The organism is Streptomyces sp. NTH33 (genome assembly GCF_003236365.1).
Classification (GTDB): domain Bacteria; phylum Actinomycetota; class Actinomycetes; order Streptomycetales; family Streptomycetaceae; genus Streptomyces.
This window is the reverse complement of record NZ_POTZ01000746.1, coordinates 1-2,144: the sequence shown is the minus strand read 5'-3', so window position 1 is coordinate 2,144 and position 2,144 is coordinate 1. Positions and strand designations below refer to the sequence as shown.

At 73.7% G+C, this 2,144-nt stretch carries 1 protein-coding gene; it reads right to left on the bottom strand.

Annotated elements, in window-relative coordinates:
• On the bottom strand, nucleotides 1-1,767 hold a 1,767-nt coding region (locus tag C1I97_RS35755), incomplete at its 3' end, for a polyamine aminopropyltransferase (protein WP_111007097.1).
• Nucleotides 1,768-2,144: the final 377 nt, after the last annotated feature.

Here is a 2,144-nt window from a genome sequence, read left to right as displayed (position 1 = left end):
GCCGAGGGCGGGGGCCGTGCGGGCCGCCAGGACGAAGCCCCAGTCGTGGCGGGCGCGGGAGGCGCCGGCCGTGCGGTCGGGACCGGCGGCCGGGCCCGAGTCGCGGTCGGTCACGCGGTACGGCACCGTGCGCAGCCCGGCCGCGCGGATCGTGGACTCCACCGTCCAGAACACGTGCGGGTGGGAGGAGACCGGGCCCGCGTGCACCACCAGCCGGCCGCCGGGCGCCAGGGTCCGCCGGGTCAGGCCGTAGAACTCCAGCGCGTACAGCTTCGTACTCGACGTGAGGCCCGGGTCGGGCAGGTCCTCGATCACCACGTCGTACGCCGCCGGCGTCGCCCCCCGCAGCCGGCGGAAGGCGTCGGCGATGCTCACGCGTACGCGTGGATCGTCGTAGACGTGTGCGTTGAGCCGGGCGAGCGCCGGATCGCCGCGCGCCAGCCGGACGACCGCCGGGTCGGGCTCGACGACGTCCACCCGCTCGACGCCGGGGTGCCGCAGCACCTCGCGGGCGGCGAGCCCGTCACCGCCGCCGAGGATCAGCACGCGCGCGTGCGGTCCGGCCATCGCGGGGTGGACGAGCGCCTCGTGGTAGCGGCGCTCGTCGCGCCCGCCGCCCCGCAGCCGCCCGTCGAGGAACAGCTTCAGCGGACGCCCGCCGGTACCGCCGGTGAGGACCAGCTCCTGCTCGCCGGTCCGCAGCGCCACCCGGACGTCCCCGCCGTACACCGCCTGCCGCGCGGCCCGCTCGAAGTCGCCCACCAGCGCGGCCAGCGAGGCCAGCAGCCCGAGCACGGCGACGTTGGCGACGAGCAGCAGCCACCGACCGCGCGGGGTCAGGTCCCGCCGGAACAGCCCGAGGACGAGCCCGCCGCCGGCCACGGCGTTGACCGCGCCGGTCAGCAGCGCGCCCGTCAGCTGCCCCAGCAGCGGCAGCAGCAGGAACGGGAAGGCCAGCCCGCCGACGAGCGCGCCCACGTAGTCCGCGGCGAACAGGTCCGCGACCGCCCCGCCCGCGTCCTGGCGGCGGACGCGCTGGATCAGCTCCATCAGCAGCGGCACCTCGGCGCCGATCAGCAGGCCGATGGCGAGGGAGAAGACGACCAGCAGGCAGCGCGGGCCGTCCGCCCACATGCCGCCCCAGTCGCCGGTCCAGGCGAACACCGCGTACAGCGCCATGGCGCTGCAGCCCCCGACCAGGGCGAGCGTCGCCTCGATCGCGCCGAAGCCGACGGCAGCGTGCCGACGCAGCCGCTTGGCGGCGAGCGAGCCGATCCCCATCGCGAACACCATGACGGACAGCACGACGGACGCCTGGGTCACCGAGTCGCCCATCAAGTACGAGGCCAGCGCCACGAGTTCGAGTTCGTACACGAGTCCGCAGGCCGCGCAGACGAAGACGCCCGCGAGGCCGTGCGGGTGGTCGGAGACGAGGGCCAGCAACTCCTGGGCACGGCCCGCGAACGAGCCCGGCGAGAGCACTTCGACACGGGCCGCGAACTCGTACTCCCAGTCGCCCACCCGCTTGGCGACGCCGAGCGGCAGCGGTGTGCTGGAGCCCGGCATGCACGCCACGGTCTCCGAACAGGTGCCCCGGTCCTCCTCCAGGAGCACCTGGTGGGACGCGCCGAGGAGTCTCAACTGAAGTTTCACGCCGGTCATTTCGAGGTCCAGGGCGGCCAGTGCGGGTAGTGGCTCGCGCCCCAGGGCCCAGGCGAGGTCGGCCGCACACGTGTCGGTGTAGGAGGTGTTCAGGGTCGTGAGCATGGATCGGCTCCGCTAGCACGCAAAGAAAAGGGAGGCATGGGCCAAAGCGCCCCGTCGGCACGGGGACAACGGCCTGGTCAGCCCAGTTCGGGAGGGGGGTGTGCAGAACGTCCGAGGGGCTGCGCAGGTGCTGTAGAGGGAATCATGAACAGCGGTTCCACCACAGCGTTTTTACCCAACTTCGTGGTATTTCCATCCCTCAGAGGGCCCCACAGCTCAACTGTTCAACCCTCGCATGCGCCAAGGCGCACGAGTCGGGCCGCGGCGCCCGCCGGAGTGTGCCCCCGGCGGGCGCCGGCCCGGATGCGGTTCCCCCTGCGCAGCTCAGCTGCCCCGTGTCAGCTGCCTCCCCCGCATCCGCCCCCGCACGACGACCC